Origin of the sequence: Lutimonas saemankumensis, assembly GCF_020171465.1 — a bacterium.
Lineage (GTDB): Bacteria > Bacteroidota > Bacteroidia > Flavobacteriales > Flavobacteriaceae > Lutimonas > Lutimonas saemankumensis.
Window position 1 is genome coordinate 997,982 of sequence record NZ_JAIUZR010000003.1, and the last position, 25,107, is coordinate 1,023,088.

Below are 25,107 nucleotides of genomic sequence, written 5' to 3' on the forward strand. Positions count from 1 at the left end.
ACTCTCCTTAATTTATCATTTAAGTTTCAAACCACTTAAAAAGCATATTTTTTATTTAGATTTGCTCCATGCAAAAGAATATTAATATTCAGAATAAAAAAGCACGTTTTGAATACGAGATTCTCGATACCTATATAGCGGGAATAAAACTGACGGGCACCGAAATAAAGTCGATCAGACAGGGGAAGGCGCGAATTACGGAAAGTTTTTGTGAATTCAATGAAAAAGGAGAACTCTTTGTGATCAATATGTTTATTGAACAATATAGCTTTGGAAGTTTTTACAATCACAGGTCAAAAGGAGAAAGGAAGCTTTTGCTTAACAAAAAGGAATTAAAAAAGCTTCGTAAAGAAGTTCAGAATGTGGGACTGACCATAATACCCCTCAATCTTTTCATTACAGAAAGAGGCTGGGCCAAACTTAAAATAGGACTTTGCAAAGGAAAGAAACTCTATGACAAGAGACAGGTTTTGAAGGACCGGGACCACAAAAAATCATTAGACCGTTTAAAGAAAAATTTTTCATGACATTTAAAGATTATTTAGGTTTTTTTAGATGGAAGAATGTCTTAATGATTTTATTAATCCAATATCTTTTTAAATATTTTTTGTTTGAAAAATACAATATCGAAGTTTCATTGGATGATATTCATTTCGGACTTCTGGCCTTCTCAACGGTATTTCTGGCTATTGCAGGATATATAATCAACGATGTGAATGACGTCAAAGCCGATATAATCAATAAGCCAGATAAATTGTATGTAGATAAAAAAATCACACGGATCAATGCCCAGTACCTCTTTCTCGGATTCAATTCAATTGGTCTCCTGCTTGGGATGTATTTGTCTTATTACGTGGGGCACACCTCCTACTTCATTATTTACGTGCTTACCTCCTTGCTTTTGTATCAATATGCAAAGTATCTTAAAAAGATGTTTCTTATTGGGAACATAACCGTTTCACTTATTATCTTTTTATGCATTATGATGCCTGCGGTTTTCGATATTGCTCCCGTCACAAATGCCTATAATATTGAAATTCAGATTGAAGTTTTTTACGTCCTTCTGGTTTATGGTGTTTTTGGGTTTTTTCTTACTTTGATACGAGAGATCGTTAAGGATATGGAAGATATTGAAGGAGACAAATCAATGGATGCTAGATCACTGCCCATTGTACTGGGAAATGAGAAAACAAAAACCACCGTATTAACCCTAAGTATTTTGTTAATTTCCGGAATCAGTTATTTAATGTTCAGGTTGTATGGCGGTGAGAAGGCCCTTGTTTTCTATACGGTGATCATGGTTTTATTTCCACTCATTTTTTTTGTGTTCAGATTGTATCAGTCTCGGGAAAAAAGGGACTTTCATTTCCTTAGTGCAATTGTAAAAATGATCATGTTAACCGGAATGCTTTCAATGCTAATGCTATGAACCTGCTGAACTCAATATTAAACGACAAGAAATTAATCCTTGCATCTGGATCTCCCAGAAGAAGTTTCTTTTTAAAAGAATTGGGGCTGGATTTTGAAATCCGTTTAAAGGATACTGAAGAGATATATTCGGAACATCTAAAAAAAGAGGAAATCAGTGAGTATCTTTCTGTACAAAAGGCAAAACCTTTCAAAAAGGAGTTAAAAGAAAATGAAATACTGATTACTGCTGATACCATTGTCTGGCATGATTCCATTGCGCTGGGAAAACCGAAGAATAAAGAGGAGGCTTTCCAGATGCTGAGTTCGCTCTCAAATAAATCGCATTTGGTTATCAGTTCAGTGGCCATAACAACGGTTCGGGATCAGATAATTCTGTCTGATTCGACCAAAGTCACATTTAAAAAGCTAAATGACAAAGAAATCAATTATTATATTGATAACTACCAGCCATTTGACAAGGCCGGAGCTTACGGGATACAAGAGTGGATTGGGTTTATTGGAGTAACTGAAATTCAGGGAAGCTACTTTAATGTCATGGGGTTTCCGGTTCAAAAATTCTATGAAACCCTGAGACAATTATAATCGATAATTATCTTTTTCAAAAAGGCTTTATTAAGAATATAAATTGCTATTTTTGCCGCATTACAAAAATGTCATTTGCCATAAAACTGATGAAAAAATACACCTTCACAAAAAAAGTTGATACACGTTCAGGCTTCGGTGCCGGACTTGCAGAGTTGGGAAGAACCAACGAGAATGTGGTTGCACTTTGTGCTGACCTGGTAGGATCCCTTAAGATGGATGAGTTCATTAAAGAAAACCCGGAAAGATTCTTTCAGGTAGGAATTGCAGAAGCCAATATGATGGGAATAGCAGCCGGACTTACTATCGGAGGTAAAATTCCATTCACCGGAACATTTGCAAATTTTTCAACGGCAAGGGTATATGACCAGATCCGACAGTCAATAGCCTATTCGGGAAAGAATGTAAAAATCTGTGCATCTCATGCCGGACTGACCCTTGGGGAAGATGGCGCCACACATCAAAGTCTGGAAGATATTGGGATGATGAAAATGCTTCCTGGAATGGTTGTGATTAATCCCTGTGATTATAATCAAACAAAGGCGGCAACCATTGCGGTGGCAGAACATCAAGGGCCTGTTTATTTGAGGTTCGGACGCCCTGCTGTTCCTGTTTTTATGCCTGAGAATGAAAAATTTGAAATTGGAAAGGCTGTTCATTTGACTGAAGGAAATGATGTTACTATTGTTGCCACGGGTCATTTGGTATGGGAATCTCTTCAAGCTGCTGAAGCGCTTGATTCTATGGGGATTAGTGCTGAAGTTATAAACATTCACACCATAAAACCATTGGATTCAGAAGCTATCTTAAAATCAGTTTCCAAGACTAAATGTATCGTAACTGCCGAAGAACACAATGTTTTAGGAGGACTGGGAGAAAGTGTTTCGAGAGTGCTGGCATTGAACAATCCTGTCCCGCAGGAATTTGTAGCAGTTAATGATAGTTTTGGAGAATCGGGAACACCTGCTCAATTGATGGAAAAATACCAGCTGAACGATAAAGCGGTAATTGAGGCCGTGAAAAAGGTTCTGAAAAGAAAATAATATCTATTTTTACTTATTAAAATCCCCCTCATGAAGAATTCATATTTATTTGTTTTCGCTTTTTTTATTTGCCTAAATGCCAATGCACAATTTCTAAACTTTGGGTTAAAAGGTGGAATTAATTACAATTCCAATGGAGATCTGCGTGCATTCACCATTTCCAACCCTGATGAAATAAGCAAATTTTCTTCAAATGAAGAAACCGGATACCATCTGGGAATGTTGGCAGAAATCAAATTACCCTTGTTCCTTTATATCAGACCCGAGCTTGTTTACACCCACACCGAGAGTAGTTATAACATTGAAAATGAAACTGGTAAACTTAAAATGGATAAACTGGAACTTCCTGTTCTGGTTGGGTTTCGTATACTTAAATTCGGCCGTTTGTTTTTTGGACCCAATTTCAGTTATGTTATAAATACCAAACTGTCAGTTCCGGAAACTATTGAGAGTATCTCAAATGTGGATTATGATGACTTTACAGTTTCAGGTCAAATAGGTATAGGTGTAAATTTTGGAAAGATTGGTGCTGATATCAGATGGGAAACCGGTTTTACAGATTCTGAGGCCAGTTTTATTCAAAACATAGCGAACGACACGAATATTGGGGTCGCTGACACCTCTCACTCACAATTTATCCTGAGCTTCTTTTATAAGTTCAAAAAAGCCAAATAGATCAACTGGGTCAAAACAAGATTTTTTCAATAGAGTCAAGAGTTTCTTATTGAAATTGAAATTGTTTTCTTATTTTTAGGATTCATATATAGTGAAACCATTATCACCATTAATTTATAATATCATGAAAAATTTAATACTGGTTATGATAACCGGATTTTTACTTGTGGCTTGTTCCTCCTCAGACATGAAATCGGAAGAAAATGTTAAGCTCGTCACCAATTATGTGAAGGCCGTTGAGAATCTCGATTATAATGCCATGGACGATATTCTTGACGAAAATTATATCGGCATAGGCCCTTCAAAATCAGATTCAATAAATAAAGAAAATGCGATCAAAAACTGGAAGCAGAATGTGGAGAATCTCTACGAGAAGATAACCTACTCTAAAAATAGAAACATCGCAGTCAGTACTCCCGAGGGAGAATGGGTGTCAAATTGGGCCGATCTTACAATAACCTACAAAGGATCCGGAAAACAAGTGAGCATTCTCTCAAATACGATCTATCAGATAGAGAATGGAAAAATTGTTAAAAGTATCACTTTTTATAATGAAGCAGATGCGTTGGAACAATTAGGTTATGTTTTTATTAATCCGGATGATCTGTAATTTTAAAATTTTTATAATCATGAAAAAATCGATAAAATACGTTTCAATATTTATTTTGTTATTTGGGAGTTTGTCTTCAATTCAGGCACAGGGAATTGCAAGCAGTTTAGGTTTATACGTCTTTCCAGCCAATAATCAGGATGCAGCCACTCAGGAGGCTGATGAAATGGCCTGTTTTAAATGGGCAAAGGAACAAACAGGGTATGACCCAATGAATCCAACAGTATATCAGGGTGCTCAGGTGGATCGCTCTGCTGACGGTTCGGCGGTTGGAGGAGCAGCCTTGGGAGCTGCCGGAGGTGCTGCGATAGGAGCCATTGCTGGTGATGCAGGAAAAGGTGCTGCGATAGGGGCTGTTGTTGGAGGTGTCCGAGGACGAAGGTCGAAGGTTGTTGGTGATGAAATGCAGCAACAGGCTAATGATCAGGCCGCGGCTCAGGCCTCAAAGGATGCTGCAAATGATTACAACAAAGCTTTTGCCGTGTGTATGGAAGGTAAGGGCTATACTGTCAAGTAAATATTTGACAATGAAATACAAAGTCCTTCTTGTATTTTTCCTTTTCATCAGTATTTCGATGCAATCTCAGGTACTGATCGCACTTTTGTTAGGAAAAAGCCTGAATACAGGCAAAATCGAATTCGGGCTTGATGGGGGGGTAAATTATGCTACTTTAGGCGGAATGGAATCTGACAGTTACTACCGAAAATGGAATCTTGGATTTTATTTTGACATTAAAATTAAGAACCAATGGTATTTGAATACGGGTGTTCTTGTGAAATCTGAACTGGGTCTGGATGATTTAACAGAAAGTGATCTTGAATTTTTAGGAGCCACCATCCATGATGAGGAGGGGGAATATAGTCAATCCATAAGTTATTTTTTAGTCCCTGCATTGGCAAGGTACAAATTCGACAATCATATGTATGCTGAATTGGGGCCTCAGTTTGGCCTTGCTCACAGGGCATCGATAAAGTTTTATTCCAAAATAGACGATATTGAAATTAATGCACAGGAAAATAACCTGGGCATGATCAACAGATTTGATATGGGTATTGCTGCAGGTGCCGGATACAGATTATTAAAAGGACTTGGCTGGACCATTGGTGCTCGTTATTATTACGGTTTTCTTGACGTTTACAAGGATCGATCCGGTACAAATAACAGCGCACTTTTTTTAAAAGTTAATGCCCCCATCGGACTGAGTGATGAAAAAAAAGCTCAGATTAAGGAAATGAAGAATAAAAGGGCTGAAAGAAAAAAACAAAAGAAGGAACTGAAAAAAGCTGAAAAGGAAAAGAATAAAATAGAAAATCTATGAAGAAATTTCTTGTTAGAACCACTTACTGCTTAATTTTATTTTTACTCTTCTTTGGTATAAAGAATGCCAATGCACAATACGCAAACACCCGGATAAAATCGAAACATGAGGTGTATACTGATAGTTTAAAACAGGTGGAATACAACTATATCTTTCCAATTTTTGGCCAGGGTGCTTACCGGAAAGGATTTGATATTCCATACCCTGTAGGATTGATGGCAAACTATATGTGGATGAGGCAGAATCTGCTTTTTGACAATATGCAGCTCGGTCTAAAAACGGATAATGTTGATATTCCCTTGACCCCTGTTGAATTTATTGAATTCGGAGACAATTTAAATACTTCGTATGCTTATAATGTCAGGCCCGATATCTGGATATTCCCTTTCTTGAATGTATATGGAATTTTTGGAGGTGGACAGTCAAAAACCGAAGTTAACCTTACAGCTCCCTTCCCTCTCTATTCAAAAGTTGAACAAGGGCTCAGAACAGCCGGATTTGGTGTTATGGCTGCAGGAGGAGTAGGCCCTGTTTGGTTTTCTGTTGATGCCAACTGGACCTGGAGTAAACCCGAGCTTCTTGATAAAGCGGTACGGGTAAATGTTCTTGGAATTCGTGTAGGACATACTTTTGTATTTAAAAATAAACCAGACAGAAATTTTGCCTTATGGGCAGGAGCCATGAGCATGCAAATGAATACTGAAACAAGTGGCGAAATAAAACTGATAGATGCCCTGCCACCGGAAACCTGGGAAAGAAAAGATGAGATCGTTTTAAACTATTATGACTGGTATGAAAATGTAGCCACTCCTGCTCAAAAGATTGTTGCTGATAAGGTGTTGACGCCAATTGTTGAACGAATTGATGCGGCCGATGGAGAATCCATTGTCAGGTACGGTATGGATAAACAGGTATTGGATCGATGGAACGGGACCATTGGCGGCCAATTCCAGCTGAATAAGCGCTGGATGTTCCGAAGCGAAGCGGGACTGATAGGAAACCGAAAATCTTTTTTAATTTCTGTTAATTACAGGTTCCTTTTATAATCTTGATTCATATTCCGAAACAAATCAAGTAAATAAGGGAATTCAATAGTAGAAAAATGTATTTTTGATCTTTATTTTTACCGTAAAAATAATCATCATCAGTTAATTTTATTCGATGAGAAAATACATCCTATCCCTTGTTTTGATTTTATGCGGGTTGACACTTGTCATCATTGCTTACACCCAAAAGAAAAACCCGGTTTACACTGAAAAATCCTTTGCTGAGGAAGCTCGAAAATTCGAAGATTTGTTCGACAAATTCAACAGTCAGATTAAAGAGAATATTTTTGCGGTCAAAAACGTCTATAACGACACTCTTAAAGTCAAGGACTCCGTATATACGGTTGGTTATTTTCTGGATTTCCTCGAAAGAAATAAATCGGTTAATTCGGTCGCCTTTTTCCAGGGAAACCATAAACTGGTGATCAGAAAAAAAGATAAAAGCCATATTATCACTCTCGACAGTTTAAATGATTTTGGCGTTGTTCAATGGAGTCGAGTTGAAGATGGAAAGGTGATCAGCAGCTGGCTGGAAAGTTTTGAACAAACCGTTTACAGCAGAGATTGGTTCAAGGATTTAATAAGCAGTCAGGACCAGCTCAAATGGTATCTAAGAAAAAGAAGCTATCTCGATAGCAACGATGAGGAAATGGAATTTTTCTATGCTGCTTATTCCTATAACATTAAAGGAAAGGTTAGTGCCATTGTATTTGAATTTTCCAAAAACTTTCTTTTCAAGGAATTCGATCTGAACTCAAAAAAAATTCAGCCCAGGCTTACTTTCAGGGATATTGAGGGAAAGGAATTGAAATTGAACAGCAGAGAATTGGATCCCTTGGCAGATTTAGATTCGCTGAACTCAACTGACAGCCTTCAATTAACCATCGATCGTCATTTTTCAAATTTCAAAGATATTGATCGAGGAAGCTTCAATTTTAATTTTAAAGAACGATTTTACTGGACCGCATTCAAACATCTACCCAAAGACAGTGGTATTGAATATTATTTATACACCGTAACCAACAGCGAACTTATAAGCGCTTCTTCAGGGCCTCTTCATGATTATGGTGGTAAAATAGGTCTGGCCTTACTGGTTCTTGGAGGCATCTTACTAGTGATAAGGAAAAGGTTTTTTTACAGACCAAACAAGATGAATATCCCTTCAGTAAAAGAAATATTAAAAGATGAAGAAAACAGATATCTCGAATTCAAGTCTTCATTGAGGTATGACTACAGACAGGAAAAGACCAATCCTGAACTAGAGAAAGTCATCATGAAGACTATAGCAGCCTTTGGTAATACCGACGGTGGAATTTTGATCATTGGTGTAGATGATGACAAAAATATAGTAGGACTTGAAAAAGACTTTCAAACGCTTAAGAAACCGGATGCAGATTACTATGAGGTACATTTGAGAAACATCATGCACAAACTGATGGGCGTAAAATACGTAAGCAAGTACATTCGAACTCAGTTTGAAAGGTTAGAAGACGCAAACTGGGTCTGTAAGATCAAGGTGATCCCTGCCAAGGAACCGTTATACCTGAAATACAAGAACAAAAACGGTCAACTTGATGAAAAATTCTATGTCAGAAGCGGAAACTCCTCCCACGAGATAGAATCTATTGCGGAAATAAACGATTATATCAATTCAAAATTCAAATAACCCGTGTGCCTTAAAACAAGAGAAACGATCATTATAAAGGTAAGATCCATGCTCTTCTGCATCACCTTGTTAATTTTCTCTGTTTCCGCCTATTCTCAATCCGATAGTATCCCTTCAACATCCAATCCAAATGACAGTCTTGTACTCACCAACGAATACATAGCTGATCATAAGAAGAGATTCAATGTTAAATTGGAAGTTGGTAATGACATCGCAACGTTTGAGATAAAAGAAAATGATCTTGATCTGTACTTAAAACCCAATTTGAATCTGAGATATGCATTGGTTTTTAGTTATAAATTTCTTTCAATACGAATTGGGGTCAGGCCAAAAATATCTGATGAGGACAAGGAGCTCAAAGGAGGATCGGACACCTTTAGGTTCAGAATCCAGGCACTTTTTGACTATTGGAACCATGTACTGGAATACAATATTGACAAAGGGTTTTACCTGGCTAACACCAATGAAATCATGAATTCAAATTCCGACATTCGAATTCAATTTCCTGAACTTTCATCAAATATTTTATTTGGATCGTCTTCTTACAAATTCAATGAGAATTATTCAATGAGGGCTATCCAGTCCCAAACCGAAATACAAACCAAAAGTGCAGGTTCATTTATGCCCGGAATCGGGTATGTTTTTTACAGCCTTAGTGGCACAGATGTAATCAAAGATATTGATGGCGAAATTGTTTACAGAGATTATTATTCTGAATACCAAGGCTTTAATCTTTCACTACTTCTTGGTTATTATTATACCTTCGTTTTGAAAAAGAACTGGTATATTAATGCCTATGGGGTTCCAAGTTTTGGCTTCGATTTTTACCAGACAAAAAACATGAGTCCTGAAGGGACAAATACAACTCATTTCAACGATACATTTGTTTCCTTAAATTACGGGTTCGGGGGAGGATATAATGGTGATAAATTTTTTTTTGGAATAGACTTCAAAAATCGATTTACCAACGAAAAATTCAGTTCCAACAGGGTTAAAATATCACCGTCAAAAAATCAATTTAATGTGTTTTTTGGCTATCGTTTTAAAACACCAAAAACCGTTAGTGCCCCTGTAGATTATATGGAAAACAAAATACCCATTCTGAAAGACGATTAAATCCCAAGCACATTTTTAATCTGATCAAAGCCTCCTGCTAACAATTTATTTGGCAACGTTAACCACCCTGGTCTCACGAATCACAGTAACCCGTACCTGCCCCGGATAAGTCATGTCATTTTGAATTTTCTGAGTAATGTTAAACGATAATTCCGCAGCTTTTGTATCGTCAACCTTTTCACTTTCCACAATGACCCTCAGTTCCCTACCGGCTTGAATGGCATAAGCCTTTTGAACGCCATTAAAAGCAAAAGCCACATCCTCCAGCTCTTTAAGACGCTGTATATAAGAATCAACAACCTGTCGGCGCGCACCTGGCCTGGCTCCTGAAATGGCATCACATACCTGAATTATTGGAGCATACAAGGATTTCATCTCTATCTCATCATGATGGGCACCAATCGCATTACAAACATCTGCTTTTTCATTGTATTTCTCTGCCCACTGCATTCCTAATATAGCATGTGGTAACTCCGTATCAGTATCCGGAACTTTTCCTATGTCATGCAATAGTCCGGCCCTTTTGGCAATCTTTGGGTTTAATCCAAGTTCAGATGCCATGATTGCACATAAATTGGCTACTTCCCTCGAATGCTGAAGCAGGTTCTGACCATATGAAGATCTGTACTTCATTCGGCCAACCGTTTTTATCAATTCGGGGTGTAGTCCGTGAATTCCAAGGTCTATGACAGCCCTCTTCCCCACTTCAATGATTTCCTCGTTGATCTCTTTCGTGGTCTTGGCTACAACCTCTTCGATTCGTGCAGGATGTATTCGACCATCGGTAACCAACTTGTGTAAAGACAATCTCGCAATTTCTCTCCTAACCGGGTCAAAACAGGATAAAATAATGGCCTCCGGTGTATCATCCACGATGATTTCAACTCCTGTTGTTGATTCAATGGCACGAATATTTCTTCCTTCTCTTCCGATGATCCTCCCCTTAACATCGTCATTTTCAAGATTAAAAACCGAAACACAATTATCTATGGTTTGCTCAACCCCTATTCTTTGAATTGTATTCAAAATAATTTTCTTTGCCTCCTGCTGAGCTCCCATTTTTGCCTCTTCTATGGTGCTCTGCATAAATGCCATAGCATCTACTTTTGCCTCCTCTTTTAAGGTTTCCACCAGTTCTTTTTTTGCCTCATCCGCAGACACACCTGAAATAGCTTCCAGTTGTTCCACCTGCCTCTTATGCAGCTTATCAATCTCATTGTTCTTTTTCTCGATCAACTCAAGACGATTCTGTAATTGCCGGTTCTTCTGATCCAGAGAATTATTCAATTTCTTGTTTCTGTCAAGCTCCTGAGACACTTTGGATTCTTTCTCTCTGATTCTTTTCTCCGCTTCATTGATCTTTTTGTCTCGGGAGATGATCACCTTCTCGTGTTCAGACTTCAATTCAATAAATTTTTCCTTCGCTTGCAGGATCTTATCTTTCTTTATTCCATCAGCTTCTATTTTAGCTTCCTTCAATATGGTTGAAGCCTGCTCACGAACGTTCTTGAGTGTTGATGAAGCCTTCTTCTTTTCTAAGAGTTTAGCAACAAAATACCCTAAAATAAGAGCTACAATTGCTATACTTATGGTTGTTTCTATCATGATATTTAAATAAAAAAGCCTACATCGGTTACGGTTTTGTAAACTCCTTTTAACAAGTTTAGGACTAACTTAAAGGTCAAGTATCCAATTTTAAAACGATCGAATCGTTTACTTAGGCACGCTTTTACTTTAAAAACTCATCCTTTTTAATTTGATAGTGTTGAGTTTATTAAACAAATAACTAATGTAGGCAGTAATTGTTTTCTTTAAAAGAACTTATGCAAGGTGCGAATCCAATAATTCATTCAACTCACTTAACTTGCTTTCTATTTTTTTTGAATCCTGATCTTCATGAACACTTTTAACTTCCTTCTGAGATGCAAACTGCAGGGCACACATTGCCAATACATCCTGTTTATCCCTCACCTCATAATTCTGTTCAAACTGTTTTACCATTTCATTGATATTCTTTACCGCACGCCTGATTCCTTCTTCCTCTCTTTCATCACGTATAGTCAATGGATAGACTCTGTCTGCAATGGTAACTTTAATTTTCAGAATATTATTCATTTTATATTTCAGTCACTTAATTGAACGATACACTTGTCGATTTCCCGAATCAAGGTATTAATTTTAAGCTTTGTTGCATGCTTGTCTTCTTTGCTGCCTACTATAGTGTTGGCAACCCGGAGAGACTCATATTTTTCCTCCAATGAATTAATTATCTCCTGTTGCTTTATCAACTTTTGTTGAAGATTACTGTTTTCCTGGAGCAAATTCGATTTTTCCTCCTGCAAAATAGACTTCTGACCTAAAATTCTTGTCAATTTGGTTTCAAGGTCATCCACTATTTTTAACAACTTACTCATCAACTCAAAGAATCAAACATAATGAACAAATTTAGGATACCTGACTCTATAAAACAACTATTTTGACATAAAACCCTAAAAAGAAGTTCAATTTATTGAATAATAATCACTTAAAATATTCATTTTTTAATATGATGTCTTATTGTTATTTTAGCGCAATTATGCGCAAAAAAATTGTCTTACTTCTTCTTCTGGCCTTTTGTCAAAAAATAGCTTCTCAGTCAGGGTATCCCAAGGATTACTTTATCAATCCATTAGAGATTCCCCTGGTTCTTTCCGGTACATTTGGAGAACTCAGAAGTAATCATTTTCACGCAGGTCTTGACATTAAGACTCAACAGGTTGAAGGACACAAAGTGGTAGCCTCAGCTGATGGATACGTTTCAAGGATAAATGTTTCATTATGGGGATATGGCAATGCTCTTTACATCACACATCCCAATGGTTATACCACTGTGTATGGACATCTGCAAAAGTTCTCACCCGAGATCGATGCCTATGTTAGGAAAAAACAATATGAGAACGAACGCTATTCCATAAGGCTTTATCCAAAATCAAAAGAATTAATTGTTAAAAAGGGACAGGTAATAGCACTTAGTGGGAATTCAGGTAGTTCGGGAGGCCCTCATCTTCACTACGAGATCAGAGATGTAAAATCCAGAACGATGAATCCCATGCTATTCGGTATTACGGTACCGGATCATAAGAATCCTACAATTCAAAATGCTTACGCATATGCATTGACAGATTCTTCTCATGTAAATCAATCTGCAAATGATGTCAAGATTGTATTTAACCGTCAGTATGACGGGGATCTTTTGGCAAATAAAATTTATGCATACGGCAAGATCGGTTTTGGGATCAACTCATATGACAGGCTGGATGGGGCGTTGAATAGAAATGGTTTGTATATTCTTGACATGAGCGTCAACGGGGAAAGGGTTTTTCAATTTGCGGCAGATAAGTTTTCATTTGACGAGTCGAGATTTATTAATTCTTATATCGATTATGATAAGTATATCAATCAGAAGCAACGGGTTCAAAAATGTTTTGTGGACCATGACATGAATAATCTGAGCCTTTACAAAAGAATAACCGATGGTGGGTATATCAATGTAAAAGACAGTATGGAATACACTGTATCTATCATTGCAAGAGATTTTACAGGAAATAAAACAAAACTGATCATTCCGATACAGGGAAAGAAAGACTCCGTTGCAATACCTAAAAAAGAAAAAATTACGAATCGCTATTTTAAGGCCAAGTTACCCAACACCATTAAAGACTCAATCATTACGGCCTATTTTCCTGAAAACATTTTTTACGAAGATTTTTATTTCGATTATTCCTTTGAGAATGGTGTTGCAAAATTACACAATAGTACTGTGCCGGTACATAAAAACTTTAGGTTGACTTTTGATGTTTCATCATACAAGACGGAAGATGTTAAAAAAATGTATATCGCCAAAAAGAACAAATACGGGAAATTGAATTATGTGAGCACCAAACGAAAAGACAATACCCTATACACCTTAAGTAGATATTTAGGTGATTTCACATTAGCTTCTGATAATCATAAACCTACTGTTAAAACAATAGGTTTTGCTAACGGTCAGTGGTTAACTAAATTCAAGACACTCAAAGTTAGAATACACGATAAAGGATCAGGAATTAAATCGTATAGGGGCGAAATTGACGGGCAATGGATCCGCATGGCCTATGACCCTAAGAAAGGAATCCTTACTTACGATTTCAGTGATAAAAACCTGGAAGGAACCTTGCATAATTTAAAGGTGGTTGTTACTGATAATGTAAATAATTCTACTACATTTACAACTACGTTTAATAAAAAGAATTAAATCTTGTACTCCCTTTGAAAACCAAGCTTGTCATCATTCTTTTTTTTGTTCTTTGCTCTCAATATGTCTTGGGCCAATCGGCTACCCTAAAAGGAAGGGTATTGGACAGCATTAACAGACCCATTGAAAATGCCACGGTCAGTATAGGGAATTTGGGAACTGTTACCAATGAGGAAGGTGCTTATGAGATAAAGGTTCCTGCCAACAGGAATATCACAGTTAGGTATGGGCATGTTTCCTTTAACAGTTTTTCAAAAACCTTTAGAATACAACGTGGCAAAACACTCTATTTCTCTCCCAGATTGTTTTCCAAGACCGAATCCATTGATGAAGTTATCATCATTGACGAAAGGGCCAGTACGCAGGGGCTTGTTCCTGTTGAAAGCAAAACGGCGCAAATCATTCCAAGTGCAAACCAGGGTATTGAAAGTGTTTTAAAAACCTTGCCTGGCGTTAATTTTAACAATGAATTAAGCACACAGTATAATGTTCGAGGGGGGAGTTTTGAAGAAAATCTTGTTTATGTCAATGGTATCGAAATTTACAGGCCCTTTTTGGTTCGCTCAGGTCGACAGGAAGGATTGAGTTTTGTTAATCCGGAACTCACACAAAACGTTGATTTTTCAGCCGGTGGTTTTCAGGCCAAATACGGAGATAAATTATCTTCTGTGCTGGATATTACTTATAGAAAACCATCTAGGTTTGGAGCGAGCTTTGAAGCAAGCTTTTTAGGCGCATCGGCCTCTGTTGAGGGTTTATCAAAAGATGAAAAATTCAAGGTTTTGGTTGGTGCTCGATACAGAAACAACAGTCTCTTTCTAAACAGTAATGATGTCGATGCCAACTTCAATCCCAATTTTACGGATATTCAGGCTTATCTTTCTTATGATTTTTCAGAGAAGTTCTCCCTGGATTTTTTGGGAAGCTACTCTTTGAACAATTACAATGTTACACCCAGATCAAGACAAACGAATTTTGGAACACTGACAAATCCTTTATCTTTGGTGGTTTCTTACCAGGGAAAAGAAGAAGATCAATACGAGACCCTGTTCGGTGCCTTAAAAGGTAATTATGTATTTTCCGATAATGTTTCCGCTTCCCTGACTGCTTCAACATATAGTACAAAAGAACAGGAGTATTATGACATCCTTTCGTTTTACGGATTAGGAGAAGTTGATGCAGATTTCGGGTCCGATGATTTTGGGGATTCAAATTTTGTCCAGTCCATTGGATCTCAACTCGACCATGCAAGAAACAATTTGAAAGCCCAGATCAGCAACATTAAGTTAACCGCTGATTGGAGACTAAACTCGAATTTGTTCGAATTCGGTGCGAAGTATCAACATGAGAATATAAAAGACCGCATCAATGAATGGCAGGTAGTCGATTCTGCCGGGTTCTCACTGCGTCCTCCACATCTTTTACCTAGAAATGATGAACCCTACGAACCATTTACAGGCCCTATAGTCCCGTTTATTAATATAAACGCAGAAAATGATGTCACCATTGAAAGGATATCAGGATTTGTCCAATGGAGCCGTAAATCCTATATCGGTGACCACCGGGTTTGGTATAATCTCGGGCTAAGAGCTCAGCACTGGACGATAAGTGGGAAAGGACTTTCATCCCAGGACTATACCGTGGTAAGCCCCAGGGGGCAGTTTTCCATAAAACCAGCCTGGGACCACGACATGCTATTCAGGGTATCGGGTGGTGTTTATTATCAACCTCCCTTCTACAGGGAACTCAGGGACTCAGTTGGAATGGTACATCCCGAAGTTAAGGCACAGAAATCGGTTCATATTGTCCTGGGTCATGACTACAGCTTTACTCTTTGGAACCGCCCTTTTAAATTGGTGAGTGAAGTTTATTACAAAAATTTGACCGATGTAAATCCGTTCACCATCGATAATGTTAAAATAAGATACAGAGCCAGAAACAATGCCATTGCCTATGCAGCCGGTGCCGATTTAAGGCTTAATGGTGAGTTTGTTCCAGGCACGGAATCCTGGTTTAGCATTGGATATCTTCAAACCGAAGAAAATATAGATGACAGAGGGTATATTTCCCGGCCAACCGACCAACGCTTCAAATTTGCCTTGCTCTTTCAGGATTACGTCCCCTCGGTGCCAAGTTTAAAAATGTATCTGAACCTTGTCTATAATACCGGAGTTCCAGGGGGTTCACCTTCTTATGCCGATCCATATGATTACCAAAACAGGCTAAAGGCTTATTTTCGTTCCGACCTGGGAATCTCCTATATTTTTGTGGATTTAAATAATCCTCCAAAGGCAAACTGGCAAAAATCATTCAAACACCTTTCCGCAGGTATAGAACTTTTTAATATGTTTGACAATCAAAATACAATTACAAATACCTGGGTAAGAGATATTTCAGCAGATCGTTATGTAGCCATACCCAATTATCTCAGCGGAAGGGTGCTCAATCTCAAAATCGCTATGAGATTCTAGAAATTATAACTTTTTTATCATTTTTTTTTCTGAACTTTAAACCTTTAGACCTTCAACGGGTCCTATAAATAAAAATTAGTGCAGGACGAAAAAGTGTTTATCGACAGGTTAAAAGATCCTAATACGAGGGATGTGTCCTATCGTGAACTGGTCAGTGAGCATAAAGAACGCCTGTACTGGCACATTCGAAAGATTGTTTTAAATCACGATGATGCGGATGACGTTCTCCAGAACACTTTTATTAAGGTATTTAATAATCTAAATGGATTTAAAGGAGAAAGCCGCTTATTTTCCTGGATTTATAGAATAGCGACGAACGAATCTATTACATTTTTAAACAAAAAGGCGAGATCGCTCAAAGTAAGTTCGGAAGGTTTGCAGCAAAAAATGGCAGAAAAGCTTGAGGATGATGTTTATTTTAACGGAGATGAAATTCAGATGAAGTTACAAATGGCAATAGCAACCTTGCCCCAAAAGCAGCGCCTGATTTTTAATATGAGATACTTTGATGAGATGAAATATGACGAGATCTCGGAAATTCTTGAAACTTCAGTGGGCGGATTAAAGGCATCTTATCATCATGCTAAAAAAAAAATTGAAACCTATTTATTAAATAGCTTCGATTAAAATGAGTTATGGATCAAAATAAAAAGGACATATTAAAGCACTTCAAGGATTCGGGCCATGGGTTTGAAATCCCAAAAGGATACTTCAAAAAACTGGAACATCAGTTGCAAAATCAAGTTGATGCAGAAGGGTTCATTCCCGAAAAGGAAAAGAGAAAGGAAAACAGGGCTGAAAAAGAGATTTTTTCTATGTCGGATAAGCGTAAAACAGGATTCTCGGTGCCTGAGGGCTATTTCGATGAACTGGAATCTAATTTGCGGATTGAAAATGAAAAGAAGATTTTTCTATTAACCCATCCCAAACTCAGAATCCTTTCCTTATCCATAGCGGCGTCAATTCTGTTGTTTTTTGGAATCAGAACCTTAAACTTACCGGAAAACTCAACAGATTTGAACGAATTTAATAATGAAGACATTGCCAGCTGGATAGACAGTGGCCTTGTTCACTTAGATTCGTATGAAATTGCAGAGGCGTTCAGTGACGTTGAACTGGAAGGAAGCCTGATCAATGAGGAGGATTTGTTTTACTATATTGATGAAATAGATGTTGAAAACCTAATGATTGAAAATTAAAATTATGAATAAAAAAATAATCATTTGTTTGGCATTCCTTTTGTCCGGACTGATCACATCGGCACAGGAAAGAGGAAGAGAAAGAATCAAAGCCTTTAAGACAGCCTATATTACACAGGAACTGGATCTTAGCTCAGAAGAAGCTGAAAAGTTTTGGCCCGTATACAACGAATATGAAAAAAAACTCTTTGACCTCAAGGTCAGGGAGGTCAAGAAATCAATGCAACTCATTAAAGAATCAGGAGGACCTGATTCAATGAATGATGAGGAATCGAAAAATGTTTTGAACAAAATGCTTTCCGTTGAAAAAGAAGCTTCGGTTACCAGAGAGAAAATGTATGTAAAACTCTCTAAAGTTTTGACACCTCAAAAACTATTAAAGTTGTATCACGCAGAAAATAATTTTAACAGAAAATTATTGAATGAATACAGAAAAGGTAAATCTCGAAAATAACAGGTTCTTAGTTCTTATTGGCGAATAACTCCACATTGGATGTGCTTATCACTTCATCGCCGAGAATCAGCAAGCGCTCAACAACATTGCGCAACTCTCTTATATTACCGGTCCAGTCGTAAGTTTTCAGGAGCTCCATTGCTCCGTCACTGAAAGATCTTTTGGCATTACCCTGCTGCTCTGAAATAAGTTCTGAAAAATGATCGACCAATAATGGAATATCGTCTCTTCGTTGGTTTAAAGATGGAACATTGATCAAAATTACAGCAAGCCTGTGGTATAAATCCTCTCTAAAACGTCCCTTTGAAATTTCTTCCTTCAAATTCTTGTTGGTGGCAGCAATTACACGAACATCGACTTTAATATCCTTATCACTACCTACCCTGCTTACCTTATTTTCCTGGAGCGCTCTTAACACTTTTGCCTGTGCTGAAAGACTCATATCTCCCACCTCGTCAAGGAAAATTGTGCCACCATTGGCAGCTTCGAATTTCCCTGCCCTGTCTTTATTTGCACCGGTAAAAGAACCTTTTACATGTCCAAACAACTCACTTTCAATAAGTTCAGAAGGAATTGCTGCGCAATTCACTTCAACCATGGGACTTTTCGACCTTTCACTTTTTTGATGTAGCCAGTGCGCTACTAGTTCCTTACCGGTTCCGTTTTCACCCGTAATCAAAACTCTTGCATCCGTCGGAGCCACTTTATCAATAATGGTCTTGATCTTTAAAATCTCCTGACCTTCTCCTATCATTTCATAATTCTTGTCAACCTTTTTCTTCAATCGCTTGTTTTCAACAACCAATTGTTTTCTGTCCAGCGCATTTCTTATTGCATTTAGCAATCTGTTTAAATCAGGGGGTTTAGATATATAATCAAAAGCCCCAAGCCTCATGGTTTGTACTGCAGTTTCAAGCTCGCCATGACCTGATATCATAATAAACGGAATTTCTGGCTTTATCATTTGTGTCTTTTCAAGCACTTCCACCCCATCCAGTTTAGGCATTTTTATATCGCACAGCACCAGGTCATAATCTGAACTCTCAAGTTTTTCATAACCCTCTTCTCCATCAGAAGCCTCTTCCACTTCAAAGGAGTTGTTTTCATTCTTTATTATTTTGATCAGCACTCTTCTGATCGCGTCTTCATCTTCTATAATTAATATTTTTGGCATCACTTTACAATTAGGATCAAAAGTCTAATAACGAATCCATTTGATCAACTCTTTATAATTAATTTTTTTTCCGTACATCAAAATTCCTACTCGGTAAATTTTCGCAGCCACCCAGACCACGGCCAGAAAACTCATGAACAGACATAGCAGGGATGTTAATATCTGCCATATGGGAACTCCAAAAGGTATGCGCATCAGCATCACTATCGGAGATGTAAACGGAACGATCGAAAACACTGTGGCAATGGTTCCGTGAGGATCATTAATCACTGTGGCAAAACCAATATACACCCCTAACATCAACGGAAGCATAATCGGCAGCATAAACTGCTGGGTATCCGTTTCATTATCTACTGCAGCACCTATTGCAGCATATAGTGAACTGTACAATAAGTAACCCAGCACAAAATAAAGAATAAAATACACAAAGGTACTTATTAATGGCAACTGTATTAGTTCATTAAATATGGCCTGAGTCTCGTTCTGAGCAATTTGATCCATTTGATCAACCCCCATTTCCTGAACACTCATGGGTTGAACACCCAAATCACTATTATGCAAGTCGACTCCAAAAAAGTATGAACTACCTATAAAGATGACTAACATCAAAAACCCCCAGGTTATAAACTGGGTCAATCCTGCGAGAGCCGTCCCAAAAATCTTACCGAGCATAAGCTGAAATGGTTTAACCGATGAAATAATTACTTCAATGATTCTGCTAGTCTTCTCCTCGATTACGCTTCTCATAACCATAGCCCCGTAGATAAGAATAAACATCATGATAAGATATCCTGCACCCATACCTATTCCAATCTTTAAACCATTTATAAGCTTGGAAGATTTTACCCCACTAAAATTTGACATTTTTATATTCACATCAACTCTTGAAGCATCGAGTTTGACCAGATCGATGTCCAAAAGTTTCATTTTTTCAGTCTCGAGCTTTTTATCAATTAGAGATTCTAAAGTTGAAATGGTAATCATACTTGGAGAATCCTCTGAGAAGAATTGAATATTGATGGCCAGGTCATCGATATTCTCATAGGGCGGAATATACAGAAGTCCTTCATGAGAAGATTCATCTACAATAATTTTAGCCTTTTCCAATCCGATTTCAGACAAGTTCTCAAAACTTATCGATTTGTCCTTATTAAAATCCTCACCTTTGAAAAGACCTGATTCATCTACATAAGCAACAACGCTTTTCTTTTCTATACTACTCTTTGTCAGCAATGTAACAAGAGCAATCATACCAATCATTAAAATCGGGCTCAAAAAGGTCATGATGATAAAGGTCCGATTCCTCACTTTTGCAAGAAACTCTCTTTGTATAATTAACTTTAACTTATTCATTTTTTTAAACCTTTTTTAATCAAGAGTTCATGTTAACTGTTTGAATAAAAATATCATTAGCAGTAGGAATGATTTCGTTATAATGCGTAATCGAAGCCTTACTATTTAAAAACCTTATCAAATCTGAAGAGGTGCTTCCGTTACGAAGCTTTATGTTTACTTTCAGGTCATCCTCAAGTGACTTAAAACTGGCCCGACTCAATTCAAACTTTTCCTTTAGTTCCTTTTCGAGAAGGAGTTTATTATCGGTAGAAAGGCCTACTTCATATGTATTGGTCTTATACGCTCTTTTAATATCTAACAATTTACCATCCAAAACCTTATTTGATTGGTGAATCAGTGCTATATATTCACACAGTTCTTCTACCGATTCCATTCTGTGGGTCGAAAAAATGATAGAAGCACCCTGTTTTTGTAAATTCAGAATTTCCTCCTTGATCAAATTAGCATTGATCGGATCGAAGCCACTGAAAGGTTCATCAAAAATCAAAAGTTTAGGTTCATGCAATACGGTAATAATAAACTGAAGTTTCTGTGCCATTCCCTTAGACAACTCTTCCACCTTTTTATTCCACCAGGGGCCAATGTCAAATTTCTCGAACCAGAATCTTAATTTTTGTCTTGCATCCCGTTTTGACATCCCTTTTAACTGAGCCAGGTACAATGCCTGCTCCCCTATTTTCATTCGTTTATACAGGCCTCTTTCCTCAGGAAGATATCCTATATAATGCACATCATCAGGTGCCAGAGGTTTTCCGTCAAAATAAACCACACCTTCATCCGGTAATGTGATCTGATTGATGATTCTTATAAATGTTGTTTTCCCAGCCCCATTTGGCCCAAGGAGACCAAAAATACTACCTCTGGGAACCTCAAGAGAAACTCGATTCAAGGCCTTAAAGCTGCCATAATTCTTCACGATATTTTCGGCCACTAAAATATTCTCCATATTTGATTTTTGAGAATTCAAATATAGTAAAATGAGAGTCTAATAAATCATTTAATTAATCAGGAGAGTTTATCGAGATATTTTTCACGGATCTGTCGAACCATTTCAACAGTTATGTTCGGTTTGATAACCCTCAAAATATCTGTTATCCCATCTTTTTCATAGATGATTCCTTTAGCGATATCATAATTAGTAACAGAAATATTGTTCTTGATCGCGAAGGTATGCTTCCTGAATTCCTCCCAATCCATGTATCTGGGGACCTCAAAATAGAACCTGTCTTTATTATTTGGAGACTGAAAAATCTTGTCTTCCACATCGATAAAGTTGAAGAATTTATTAACACGGATCAGGGCATCTGTCCCTTTGCTGAGCCGAACATTTTTATGGAAATCAAAGCCTTCCTCCTGATAAGCCGATTGTACCTTATCAATATTCGTATACCTGTCAATTCCCATAACTCTGATTCCACTATACTTGTTTCTACCAATCATAACCTCACATTTTGCGCTATTAACCTGCAAAGTATTTTTGGCGTTAATGATTTTGGTCGATCTCAATATCCTTTCAAATGAAACGGGGTCTTTGGTAACAAAAACTATGGAATTTGGCCTGTTCACTTCAGTAAAACGACTATAATAGGATGCCAGCGGGTTCGGAATATGGATCACAAACGTTCCGTTGACTTTATTCCTTTCAATAGGACTAACATTTTCCTGAAGTGTAATTTTTCCAATTAATTCGCGTACTTCCATAAAATTGATTTTTGATCGGTTGATATTAAAGGATGCGATCTAATTTACGAATATTTATTGAACAAAGTAATTTTTTTTAATTTACTATGCATGCATAGTATTTTTTCCTATATTTGGCATATGCAAAAAGAAAAAACCATAGACCACGCTTTGAGAGCCACTTGGCAAGCTGTGGCAAAAACCTATAACGAAAGAGCTGCAAAACATGATAGTACCATGTCAGTGGCCATGGCGCTTCTATACATAGATGCAGAAAAAGGAACTCCTTCGACGGCGCTGGGCCCATCCATGGGAATGGAAGCGACAAGTCTTTCGCGTATACTGAACAGTATGGAAGAAAGGGGCCTGATCTGCAGAGTTAAGAATCCGGAAGACGGAAGAGGGGTACTGATCAAACTGACAGCTTTAGGAATTGAGAAAAGAGAAATCTCAAAGGACTCTGTATATCAGTTCAACCAATGCATCAAAGACAGAATTGACCAGAAAAAAATTGATCATTTTTTTGAGGTAACAGATCTTATCAAGGAACTGATTAACGACAAACTAATTTTTAAGGACTAAAAAAAGCACAAATTTACAATCAATGAAAAAAAGACATATTAAAAAAGTAGCCGTTATAGGTTCCGGAATCATGGGTTCCGGTATTGCCTGTCACTTCGCTAATATTGGCGTTGAAGTGCTGCTTCTCGACATAGTTCCCAGAGAACTGAACGAGTCGGAAAAAGCGAGAAAACTTACTCTTGATGATGATCAGGTTAGGAACAGAATAGTAAATGATAGTTTGAAATCAGCTCTTAAATCCAAGCCTTCCCCTATTTATGATCAGGCTTTTTCTTCCCGAATCTCTACAGGGAACCTTGAAGATGATTTAAAAAACATCAAAGATGCGGATTGGGTAATTGAGGTCGTTGTCGAAAGATTAGATATTAAGAAACAGGTCTTTGAGCAAATTGAAAAATATAGAAGAAAGGGTACCCTTATAACGTCAAACACTTCAGGAATCCCCATTAAATTTATGAATGAGGGAAGAAGTGAAGATTTTCAAAACCATTTTGCGGTAACACATTTCTTTAATCCTCCGAGGTATTTAAAACTATTTGAGGTTGTTCCCGGCCCATCTTGTAAATCGGAAGTCACCGATTTTTTAATGATGTACGGAGAGAAGTTTTTAGGTAAAACCTCTGTTCTTGCTAAAGATACCCCGGCATTCATAGGAAACAGAATTGGGATTTTCGGTATTATGAGTCTTTTTCATATTGTAAAAGACTTGGGTCTCACCGTTGAAGAAGTTGACAAATTAACGGGGCCTCTTATTGGCCGGCCCAAATCAGCAACCTTCAGAACCATTGATGTTGTAGGGCTTGACACCTTGGTCCATACGGCAAATGGGGTGGCGAACAATGCTAAAAATGATGAAATGAAGGATTCTTTTGCGATCCCGGAATTCATCGATACCATGGTTCAAAATAATTGGCTGGGAAGCAAAACCAAACAAGGTTTCTATAAAAAGACGGTTGACAAAAACGGTAAAAAAGAAATTCTTGTTTTGGATCTTGATACCATGCAATACAGAAAATCAAATAAGGTTTCATTTGCGACTCTGGGAACAACCAAATCGATTGAGAGAGTAATTGATCGATTCAGGGTTTTGGTCAAAGGCAAGGATAAAGCTGGTGAATTTTATCGCAAAACCCTTTCAGCAATTTTTGCCTATGCCTCAAACAGAATACCTGAAATTTCGGACGAACTATACCGAATTGACGATGCAATGAAGGCAGGTTTCGGATGGGAACACGGACCGTTCGAAATATGGGACTCCATTGGTGTCGAAGAAGGTTTAAAGATCATGGAGGCTGAAGGATTTCAACCCAATGCCTGGGTTCATGAAATGTTGGCTTCGAATTGCAATTCTTTTTACGGAATTGATAATGGTACCAAGCTTTATTTTGATCTAAAAGAAGGAAAACAGATTCGTATACCGGGTCAGGACGCCTTTATCATCCTGGATAATATTAGAGAATCCAAAACGATTTGGTCTAATAATGATGCTTCAATTCAACATTTAGGTGATGGAGTCTTAAATGTTGAATTTCAGTCAAAAATGAATACAATTGGAGGTGGAGTTTTACAGGCCATTAACAAGGGTATCGATCTGGCCGAAGAGGAATACGAAGCTGTTATACTTGGCAACCAGGCTGCAAACTTTTCGGTTGGCGCCAATCTGGCCATGGCATTTATGCTGGCAATTGAGCAGGAATACGATGAGTTGTCAATGGCAACAAAAATGTTCCAGGACACGGTGATGAGATTGAAGTACAGCGCTGTCCCTACCCTGATAACACCGAGAGGAATGACTTTTGGGGGAGCCTGTGAGATGGGTCTTCATGCAGACAAGGTGGTCGCAGCCGCGGAAACATACACAGGATTGGTGGAATTTGGTGTAGGTATTATCCCTGCAGGAGCAGGAACAAAAGAAATGACAAAACGTGTTTCCGAATTATGGAAAAAGGACGATGTTAAGTTGAACAGATTACGAGATGCTTTTATCAATATTGCCATGGCAAAAGTTGCCACTTCGGCCGAGGAAGCTTTTGATATGGGTTATTTTCAAAAAGGAAAGGACATTGTGGTTGTGAATGCTGACAGACAGATTGCAACCGCTAAACAATATGCCATTCAAATGCTGGAAGACGGATATACAAAGCCCGTCGCCAAAAAAGTTAAGGTATTGGGTCAGCAGGCACTTGGAATGTTTCTGGTAGGTACTGACAGCCTTGAGCAAGGAAGATATGCTTCGGAACATGATAAAAAGATCGCCAATAAACTGGGTTATGTAATGGCCGGGGGTGATCTTTCAGAACCCTCCATGGTTTCTGAACAGTATCTTCTTGATCTTGAACGGGAAGCTATTTTATCCCTGTTAACAGAACGTAAGACTTTGGAAAGAATTGAACACACCTTAAAAACAGGTAAACCTTTAAGAAACTAAAT

The 25,107-nt window shown here is 37.8% G+C and carries 25 protein-coding genes; 18 read left to right on the forward strand and 7 right to left on the reverse strand.

The features are described from left to right. The first annotated feature begins 68 nt into the window (after window positions 1-68). The 11 genes from smpB (at window position 69) to LCM02_RS05930 (ending at window position 9,488) form a co-directional block, all read left to right on the forward strand. Window positions 69-527 (forward strand): SsrA-binding protein SmpB, encoded by a 459-nt coding sequence (smpB, locus tag LCM02_RS05880; protein WP_224927393.1) that lies wholly within the window; start codon window positions 69-71, stop codon window positions 525-527. A gap of 44 nt (window positions 528-571) precedes the next feature. Next, the gene (locus LCM02_RS05885; RefSeq protein WP_224927394.1) at window positions 572-1,429 is read left to right on the forward strand and encodes a geranylgeranylglycerol-phosphate geranylgeranyltransferase; all 858 of its coding nucleotides are present in this window, start codon (window positions 572-574) and stop codon (window positions 1,427-1,429) included. A 2-nt stretch (window positions 1,430-1,431) separates the two neighbouring features. Next, window positions 1,432-2,013: a Maf-like protein gene (locus LCM02_RS05890; RefSeq protein ID WP_394369934.1), complete on the forward strand. Its 582-nt coding sequence runs from the start codon at window positions 1,432-1,434 to the stop codon at window positions 2,011-2,013. 89 nt (window positions 2,014-2,102) lie between these two features. After that, a complete protein-coding gene (locus LCM02_RS05895) occupies window positions 2,103-3,056 on the forward strand; it encodes a transketolase family protein (protein ID WP_224927396.1) in 954 nt (317 codons plus the stop codon). A 30-nt stretch (window positions 3,057-3,086) separates the two neighbouring features. Then, window positions 3,087-3,731, forward strand: coding sequence for a porin family protein (locus LCM02_RS05900; protein WP_224927397.1), 645 nt, complete (start codon window positions 3,087-3,089; stop codon window positions 3,729-3,731). Window positions 3,732-3,855: 124 nt separating this feature from the next. After that, a complete protein-coding gene (locus LCM02_RS05905; protein ID WP_224927398.1) occupies window positions 3,856-4,341 on the forward strand; it encodes a nuclear transport factor 2 family protein in 486 nt (161 codons plus the stop codon). 19 nt (window positions 4,342-4,360) lie between these two features. After that, window positions 4,361-4,858 carry a glycine zipper family protein gene (locus tag LCM02_RS05910; RefSeq protein WP_224927399.1) on the forward strand — a complete coding sequence of 166 codons (498 nt, stop codon included), beginning with the start codon at window positions 4,361-4,363 and terminating at the stop codon, window positions 4,856-4,858. A gap of 10 nt (window positions 4,859-4,868) precedes the next feature. Continuing rightward, window positions 4,869-5,660 carry a porin family protein gene (locus tag LCM02_RS05915; RefSeq protein WP_224927400.1) on the forward strand — a complete coding sequence of 264 codons (792 nt, stop codon included), beginning with the start codon at window positions 4,869-4,871 and terminating at the stop codon, window positions 5,658-5,660. Further along, window positions 5,657-6,706, forward strand: a complete 1,050-nt coding sequence (locus LCM02_RS05920) for a hypothetical protein (protein WP_224927401.1) — start codon at window positions 5,657-5,659, stop codon at window positions 6,704-6,706. Before LCM02_RS05915 ends, LCM02_RS05920 begins: the two co-directional genes overlap by 4 nt. Window positions 6,707-6,821: 115 nt before the next feature. Next, a complete protein-coding gene (locus tag LCM02_RS05925; RefSeq protein WP_224927402.1) occupies window positions 6,822-8,372 on the forward strand; it encodes an AlbA family DNA-binding domain-containing protein in 1,551 nt (516 codons plus the stop codon). 3 nt (window positions 8,373-8,375) lie between these two features. Then, on the forward strand, window positions 8,376-9,488 hold the full coding sequence (locus tag LCM02_RS05930; protein ID WP_224927403.1) for a DUF4421 family protein: 1,113 nt from the start codon (window positions 8,376-8,378) through the stop codon (window positions 9,486-9,488). 45 nt (window positions 9,489-9,533) lie between these two features. On the opposite strand, the gene rny is transcribed toward LCM02_RS05930, so the two are convergent. The 3 genes from rny to LCM02_RS05945 all read right to left on the reverse strand — a co-directional run bounded on the left by rny (window position 9,534) and on the right by LCM02_RS05945 (window position 11,902). Beyond that, window positions 9,534-11,093: a ribonuclease Y gene (gene rny, locus LCM02_RS05935; protein ID WP_224927404.1), complete on the reverse strand. Its 1,560-nt coding sequence runs from the start codon at window positions 11,091-11,093 to the stop codon at window positions 9,534-9,536. Window positions 11,094-11,309: 216 nt separating this feature from the next. Beyond that, a complete protein-coding gene (locus tag LCM02_RS05940; protein WP_224927405.1) occupies window positions 11,310-11,603 on the reverse strand; it encodes a cell division protein ZapA in 294 nt (97 codons plus the stop codon). 8 nt (window positions 11,604-11,611) lie between these two features. Next, window positions 11,612-11,902: a hypothetical protein gene (locus tag LCM02_RS05945; RefSeq protein ID WP_224927406.1), complete on the reverse strand. Its 291-nt coding sequence runs from the start codon at window positions 11,900-11,902 to the stop codon at window positions 11,612-11,614. Window positions 11,903-12,063: 161 nt separating this feature from the next. On the opposite strand from LCM02_RS05945, the gene LCM02_RS05950 reads away from it, so the two are divergent. The 5 genes from LCM02_RS05950 to LCM02_RS05970 all read left to right on the forward strand — a co-directional run bounded on the left by LCM02_RS05950 (window position 12,064) and on the right by LCM02_RS05970 (window position 17,885). After that, complete coding sequence (locus LCM02_RS05950) at window positions 12,064-13,761, forward strand: M23 family metallopeptidase (protein ID WP_224927407.1); 1,698 nt, start codon at window positions 12,064-12,066, stop codon at window positions 13,759-13,761. A gap of 14 nt (window positions 13,762-13,775) precedes the next feature. Beyond that, a complete protein-coding gene (locus LCM02_RS05955; protein ID WP_224927408.1) occupies window positions 13,776-16,232 on the forward strand; it encodes a TonB-dependent receptor in 2,457 nt (818 codons plus the stop codon). Between the two features lie 78 nt (window positions 16,233-16,310). After that, window positions 16,311-16,859: an RNA polymerase sigma factor gene (locus tag LCM02_RS05960; RefSeq protein WP_224927409.1), complete on the forward strand. Its 549-nt coding sequence runs from the start codon at window positions 16,311-16,313 to the stop codon at window positions 16,857-16,859. A gap of 8 nt (window positions 16,860-16,867) precedes the next feature. Further along, a complete protein-coding gene (locus tag LCM02_RS05965; protein ID WP_224927410.1) occupies window positions 16,868-17,431 on the forward strand; it encodes a hypothetical protein in 564 nt (187 codons plus the stop codon). A 4-nt stretch (window positions 17,432-17,435) separates the two neighbouring features. Then, window positions 17,436-17,885: a Spy/CpxP family protein refolding chaperone gene (locus LCM02_RS05970; protein ID WP_224927411.1), complete on the forward strand. Its 450-nt coding sequence runs from the start codon at window positions 17,436-17,438 to the stop codon at window positions 17,883-17,885. 7 nt (window positions 17,886-17,892) lie between these two features. Here the strand turns inward: LCM02_RS05970 and LCM02_RS05975 are convergent, their stop codons facing one another. From LCM02_RS05975 to LCM02_RS05990, 4 genes are read right to left on the reverse strand one after another with little or no spacing between them, the layout of a single operon-like run. Further along, on the reverse strand, window positions 17,893-19,059 hold the full coding sequence (locus LCM02_RS05975; protein ID WP_224927412.1) for a sigma-54-dependent transcriptional regulator: 1,167 nt from the start codon (window positions 19,057-19,059) through the stop codon (window positions 17,893-17,895). 24 nt (window positions 19,060-19,083) lie between these two features. Beyond that, a complete protein-coding gene (locus LCM02_RS05980) occupies window positions 19,084-20,412 on the reverse strand; it encodes an ABC transporter permease (RefSeq protein WP_224927413.1) in 1,329 nt (442 codons plus the stop codon). A 19-nt stretch (window positions 20,413-20,431) separates the two neighbouring features. Beyond that, window positions 20,432-21,361, reverse strand: coding sequence for an ABC transporter ATP-binding protein (locus tag LCM02_RS05985; protein ID WP_224927414.1), 930 nt, complete (start codon window positions 21,359-21,361; stop codon window positions 20,432-20,434). Between the two features lie 59 nt (window positions 21,362-21,420). After that, window positions 21,421-22,116 carry a hypothetical protein gene (locus LCM02_RS05990; RefSeq protein WP_224927415.1) on the reverse strand — a complete coding sequence of 232 codons (696 nt, stop codon included), beginning with the start codon at window positions 22,114-22,116 and terminating at the stop codon, window positions 21,421-21,423. A gap of 90 nt (window positions 22,117-22,206) precedes the next feature. Here LCM02_RS05990 and LCM02_RS05995 point away from each other — a divergent pair, with 90 nt between their 5' ends. Together LCM02_RS05995 and LCM02_RS06000 are read left to right on the forward strand one after the other, a co-directional pair. Then, window positions 22,207-22,677, forward strand: coding sequence for a MarR family winged helix-turn-helix transcriptional regulator (locus LCM02_RS05995; protein WP_224927416.1), 471 nt, complete (start codon window positions 22,207-22,209; stop codon window positions 22,675-22,677). A 22-nt stretch (window positions 22,678-22,699) separates the two neighbouring features. Continuing rightward, window positions 22,700-25,105, forward strand: coding sequence for a 3-hydroxyacyl-CoA dehydrogenase/enoyl-CoA hydratase family protein (locus LCM02_RS06000; protein WP_224927417.1), 2,406 nt, complete (start codon window positions 22,700-22,702; stop codon window positions 25,103-25,105). The last annotated feature ends 2 nt before the right edge of the window (window positions 25,106-25,107 follow it).

Coding starts and splice junctions, on each gene's coding strand:
- smpB (WP_224927393.1), top strand. CDS start 69: ATGCAAAAGAATATTAATATTCAGAATAAAAAAGCACGTTTTGAATAC.
- LCM02_RS05885 (WP_224927394.1), top strand. CDS start 572: ATGATTTTATTAATCCAATATCTTTTTAAATATTTTTTGTTTGAAAAA.
- LCM02_RS05895 (WP_224927396.1), top strand. CDS start 2,103: ATGAAAAAATACACCTTCACAAAAAAAGTTGATACACGTTCAGGCTTC.
- LCM02_RS05900 (WP_224927397.1), top strand. CDS start 3,087: ATGAAGAATTCATATTTATTTGTTTTCGCTTTTTTTATTTGCCTAAAT.
- LCM02_RS05905 (WP_224927398.1), top strand. CDS start 3,856: ATGAAAAATTTAATACTGGTTATGATAACCGGATTTTTACTTGTGGCT.
- LCM02_RS05910 (WP_224927399.1), top strand. CDS start 4,361: ATGAAAAAATCGATAAAATACGTTTCAATATTTATTTTGTTATTTGGG.
- LCM02_RS05915 (WP_224927400.1), top strand. CDS start 4,869: ATGAAATACAAAGTCCTTCTTGTATTTTTCCTTTTCATCAGTATTTCG.
- LCM02_RS05920 (WP_224927401.1), top strand. CDS start 5,657: ATGAAGAAATTTCTTGTTAGAACCACTTACTGCTTAATTTTATTTTTA.
- LCM02_RS05925 (WP_224927402.1), top strand. CDS start 6,822: ATGAGAAAATACATCCTATCCCTTGTTTTGATTTTATGCGGGTTGACA.
- rny (WP_224927404.1), bottom strand. CDS start 11,093: ATGATAGAAACAACCATAAGTATAGCAATTGTAGCTCTTATTTTAGGG.
- LCM02_RS05940 (WP_224927405.1), bottom strand. CDS start 11,603: ATGAATAATATTCTGAAAATTAAAGTTACCATTGCAGACAGAGTCTAT.
- LCM02_RS05945 (WP_224927406.1), bottom strand. CDS start 11,902: ATGAGTAAGTTGTTAAAAATAGTGGATGACCTTGAAACCAAATTGACA.
- LCM02_RS05950 (WP_224927407.1), top strand. CDS start 12,064: ATGCGCAAAAAAATTGTCTTACTTCTTCTTCTGGCCTTTTGTCAAAAA.
- LCM02_RS05965 (WP_224927410.1), top strand. CDS start 16,868: ATGGATCAAAATAAAAAGGACATATTAAAGCACTTCAAGGATTCGGGC.
- LCM02_RS05970 (WP_224927411.1), top strand. CDS start 17,436: ATGAATAAAAAAATAATCATTTGTTTGGCATTCCTTTTGTCCGGACTG.
- LCM02_RS05975 (WP_224927412.1), bottom strand. CDS start 19,059: ATGCCAAAAATATTAATTATAGAAGATGAAGACGCGATCAGAAGAGTG.
- LCM02_RS05980 (WP_224927413.1), bottom strand. CDS start 20,412: ATGAATAAGTTAAAGTTAATTATACAAAGAGAGTTTCTTGCAAAAGTG.
- LCM02_RS05985 (WP_224927414.1), bottom strand. CDS start 21,361: ATGGAGAATATTTTAGTGGCCGAAAATATCGTGAAGAATTATGGCAGC.
- LCM02_RS05990 (WP_224927415.1), bottom strand. CDS start 22,116: ATGGAAGTACGCGAATTAATTGGAAAAATTACACTTCAGGAAAATGTT.
- LCM02_RS05995 (WP_224927416.1), top strand. CDS start 22,207: ATGCATAGTATTTTTTCCTATATTTGGCATATGCAAAAAGAAAAAACC.
- LCM02_RS06000 (WP_224927417.1), top strand. CDS start 22,700: ATGAAAAAAAGACATATTAAAAAAGTAGCCGTTATAGGTTCCGGAATC.